Consider the following 3871-nt stretch of genomic DNA (forward strand, 5'->3'; position numbering starts at 1 on the left):
ACCCTTGGGAGGAGGTAAGGGGTGACCGTATTCGTCAAGGTCGGGGAGGAGGTCGACCCTGGCGAAATTCTGTCTAGATCGCCTGGCGGGCGATGATCTTGATTTCGTCGCGGACGATACCGAGATCATGCAGCTGGCGGTTCGAAAGGCGACCCAGCTCGGTAACCGTCTCGCGATAAACGCGCCAGTTACGATAGTTGCGGATCAGGTTCATTGTCGTTCTCTTTTTCAAAACTGGTTCGGACCATTCGCGGTCCGAAGAATTAGACCGCCTTGCGAGCGACGTAAGGAATGTCGCTGCGGCTGATGCCGAGGTCGGTCAGTTCACGGTTGCTCAGGCGGCTCAGCTCGGACACGGTGTCCCTGTAGCGGCGCCAGTTGCGGTAGTTGCGGATCAGGTTCATGGTAGTTCTCGTTTCGTCTTTCTTGCGGATCATTCCGTTTGTGTACGAACTATAAATAGGCGGACCCATATCGATTTAAAAGCGCTATGGCTGCATGGCAGCAATGCAAATTGTGCAATGCAGCATTAACGCTCGTTCACGGACCTGACACAAAGAAACCCGAATCGGAAAATGCCTAAGCGTCAACGGCTTGACCGGATCGGCTGCAAAAAAGACCAAACTTGGGGGGGAGAAGCAGCATGGCGAGCTATTCGTCGCGGGTCAGGGCGGATATCGCGCGCTGGCAGCAGGCCGGCATGATCGACGCCGCGACGGCCGATTCGCTGGCGCGCGATGTCGAGGCCAACGAGCGCAAGTCGCTGAGCTTCGGCTCGATCCTGGCTATGATGGCCGCCTTGCTGTTCGGCGCCGCCATCCTGATTTTCGTCGCCGCCAATTGGGACGCGATCCCGAGGCTGGCGCGCGTGGCGGCGCTGTTTGCCGTCATCCTTGGCGGCTATGTCGGCGGCGCGGTGCTGAAGGCCCGCGACCATGCGGCAATCGGGGAAGCGCTGTGGATCGTGGCGGCCGCGGCTTTCGGCGGCTCGATCGCGCTGATCGGCCAGATGTATCATCTCTCGGGCGACGAGGCCTCGGCTCTGGTGACCTGGGGAGCCGGCACGGCGCTGGCGGCGGTTGCGCTGCGATCGAACCCGCTGACGGTGGCTTCGGTCGGCATCGCCGATGCCTGGCTGGTCCTCAAAGGCTTCGACTATTACAGCCGCAGCGATTTTCCGCACGGCTTCGTCGTGATGGCGATCGTGCTGTTTGCCGTCTCGTTCTGGACCCGCAGCCAGGCGGCGCGCCACCTGATTATCCTGTCGGTGCTGTTCTATCTCATGCTGCTGGTCACCAACCACGACACGCTGCAGGTGGCGATCCCGCTGGTCGTCGCCTCGGCGCTGCTGTTCGCGGCCTCGGTCTTCGCGCCTGGCCCGGTCGACCGGGTCGTGCAACTCGGCGGCCGCTTGCCCTTGCACGCGCTGCTCGCCTTCCTCACCGGCCTCGCAATGATCCAGTTCGAACTCGCCGACGAGAGCACCTACAACAGCGGTTTTGCCCTCGCTTCGGCGATCGCGCTGGCCGGTGTTGTCGCCGCGATCGTGCTGGCAGGACGGGAGAGCCGTGGGCTACGCTGGCTTGCCTATCTCGGCTTCGCCTTCGAACTCGCCATCATCTATGTCGTGACCCTGCAATCGATGCTCGATACGGCCGGTTTCTTCCTGGCCGCCGCGGTGCTGCTCGGCATCCTCGCGATCGTCATCATCCGCGTGGAAAAACGCATGAAGGGCCCAGACGCCAAGGGAGCCACGGCATGATCACCGGGAAAAGGCTTGTCATCTCGGCGCTGGTGCTGGCGCTCGTCCAGATAGGCTTCCTGAGCTGGATCATCGCCGGCCGGGCGGCGATCCTGCGCAACGGCAAGGAAGTGCTGCTGAAGATCGAACCCGTCGATCCGCGCGACCTCCTGCGCGGCGACTATATTATCCTGGGCTACGAGATTTCACGCATACCGGTGAAAATGATCGCCAACATTCCGCCCGACAAATTTTCAAGCGACGATACGTCGATTGTGGTGCGCCTGAAGAAGGGCGCCGACGGCTATTGGCAGCCGACGGCCGCCTGGTTCGGCAAGGCGCCAACGATGGCAACCGCCGACGAGGCCGATATTCTAGGCCACATCGCCGAAGGCTGGGACCTTCGCGGCGAAGAGGCGACCATCGCGCCGGACTATGGCATCGAGCGCTTCTATCTGCCGGAAGGCGAGGGGATGGCGATCCAGAACGACATGCGGGTGCGGCCATTCGGCATCCGTCTTGCTCTTGCCGGCGACGGCACCGCGCAGATCAAGGCGCTGGTCGACGGCGACAAGACGCTGTTCGAGGAACCACTCTACTAAGTCCCTTATTTCCGATGGTGTGAAGCATGCCAGTTAGCCTGTCGACGCGTGAAGACATCAACCTCGACACTGTCTTCCGCGTCGCCTGGAAGAAGGACACGGTGGAGATCAGCGAGAAGGCCTTGCAGCGCATCGCCGAATGCCGCGTCTCGTTTCTGAAGCTGATTGAATCCGATCCGCCACCGGTCATCTATGGCGTCACAACCGCCATGGGGGAATTGGCAAGCCGAAAGCTCGAACCTGACGAGCGTGATCGCCATGCGCGCATCAAGGCGTTTGCCGCCGCCACCTCGTTCGGCGATCCCTTGCCGGATCGCGTGGTCAGGGCGATCGTGCTTGCCCGTCTGACAAACTTCATCGAGGGCAACGCCGCCACCACGCCGCGCATCGCGCTTGCCGTGGCCGCGATGCTCGACGGTGGGCCGATGCCTGTCGTGCCGGCCTCCGGCCAGGGCGGCGCCGGTGAGATCCTGGCGCTCTATCCCTTGTTTGCAGAACTTTCGACGCGCTTCGACCTCGAGGTCAAGGAACGCGGCTCGCTCATCAACGGCTCGCCCTGCGCCGCCGCTTTGGTGGCCGACGCAGCGCTCGCGGGGCGCCGCCGCATCCGCATGGCGCAAAAAGTTTTCGCGCTGTCGATCGAAGCGTTTCGCGCGCCGCTCGAGCACTATGACGCGGCGCTCGACACGCTCTGGGGCGATGAGCATGAAACGGCTGCCCTGCAGGGATTGCGGGAGTTTCTGGTTGGCGCCGGCGATGGGCGACGCAACTATCAGGCGCCGGTCAGCTACCGCATCGTGCCGCGCGTCCTCGGCCAGGCGCATCGTGCGCTGGCGACGGCCGAGCGGGCGGCCAATGTGTCGCTGGCCTCGATATCGGACAATCCCGTCTACATCCCGCCCGACGATGCAGATCGGCTCGGCCGCTGCATCTCGACCGGCGGCTATCACAATGCGATGGCAACGCCGGCGCTGGACGATCTGGCGGCGATATGGGCCGACATCTGCCTGCTCTGCGACCGCCACGCCTCGAAGCTTCTGAACGGCAAGGTGTCGCTGCTGCCGGATCTGCTGATGACCGGACGTCACTCAGCCGACAGCGATGGCCATGGCAATGTCGGCTATGTGCCGATGGCGATCACCGGCTATCTCGAGCAGGCCAAGCTGGCCGCACAGCGCACCTTCATTCCGGGCACGGAATCGGCTGGCGCGGGGCAGGACGACGTCGCCACGACGGCGTTCTTCGCATGGGCCAAGGAAGCGACCGCCGGCCGCTGCGTCGATGCCGCCATGGCGATGCTGGCAATGATCGCCTCGCAGGCGCTGCACGTCACCGAACGGACGCCGCCGCCGGCACTGCGTTCCTTCGTCGATCAAATCAGAGCTATCGTGCCGCCTGTCGGCGCCGATCGCGTGCTGGGGCCGGAGCTTGCCAGGTTGGCGGAATGGTTCACTGAGAAAGTGTTCGAGGCGTAGAGATGCCAACAAAGCGGTAGCCGGTGAATTGGTGCGCCTGAACGGATGAAGTA

General features: G+C 63.2%; 5 protein-coding genes. 3 read left to right on the forward strand and 2 right to left on the reverse strand.

Translation table 11 applies throughout. The features are described 5' to 3' along the window. Nucleotides 1-73 precede the first annotated feature (73 nt). Together ENZ74_RS24785 and ENZ74_RS24790 are read right to left on the reverse strand one after the other, a co-directional pair. Nucleotides 74-214 carry a DUF1127 domain-containing protein gene (locus tag ENZ74_RS24785; RefSeq protein ID WP_013531314.1) on the reverse strand — a complete coding sequence of 47 codons (141 nt, stop codon included), beginning with the start codon at nucleotides 212-214 and terminating at the stop codon, nucleotides 74-76. 49 nt (nucleotides 215-263) lie between these two features. Then, the gene (locus ENZ74_RS24790; RefSeq protein ID WP_013531315.1) at nucleotides 264-404 is read right to left on the reverse strand and encodes a DUF1127 domain-containing protein; all 141 of its coding nucleotides are present in this window, start codon (nucleotides 402-404) and stop codon (nucleotides 264-266) included. 239 nt (nucleotides 405-643) lie between these two features. Between ENZ74_RS24790 and ENZ74_RS24795 the strand changes: the two genes are divergently transcribed. The 3 genes from ENZ74_RS24795 to ENZ74_RS24805 are packed head-to-tail and all read left to right on the forward strand — an operon-like array spanning nucleotide 644 to nucleotide 3818. Beyond that, complete coding sequence (locus ENZ74_RS24795; RefSeq protein WP_063168110.1) at nucleotides 644-1762, forward strand: DUF2157 domain-containing protein; 1119 nt, start codon at nucleotides 644-646, stop codon at nucleotides 1760-1762. After that, nucleotides 1759-2343 (forward strand): GDYXXLXY domain-containing protein, encoded by a 585-nt coding sequence (locus ENZ74_RS24800; RefSeq protein ID WP_063168109.1) that lies wholly within the window; start codon nucleotides 1759-1761, stop codon nucleotides 2341-2343. The genes ENZ74_RS24795 and ENZ74_RS24800 overlap by 4 nt, the downstream gene beginning before the upstream one ends. 26 nt (nucleotides 2344-2369) lie before the next feature. Further along, nucleotides 2370-3818 (forward strand): aromatic amino acid lyase, encoded by a 1449-nt coding sequence (locus tag ENZ74_RS24805; RefSeq protein ID WP_063168108.1) that lies wholly within the window; start codon nucleotides 2370-2372, stop codon nucleotides 3816-3818. The last annotated feature ends 53 nt before the right edge of the window (nucleotides 3819-3871 follow it).

The organism is Mesorhizobium sp. M7A.F.Ca.CA.002.15.2.1, assembly GCF_003998715.1.
Taxonomy (GTDB): Bacteria; Pseudomonadota; Alphaproteobacteria; order Rhizobiales; family Rhizobiaceae; genus Mesorhizobium; species Mesorhizobium ciceri.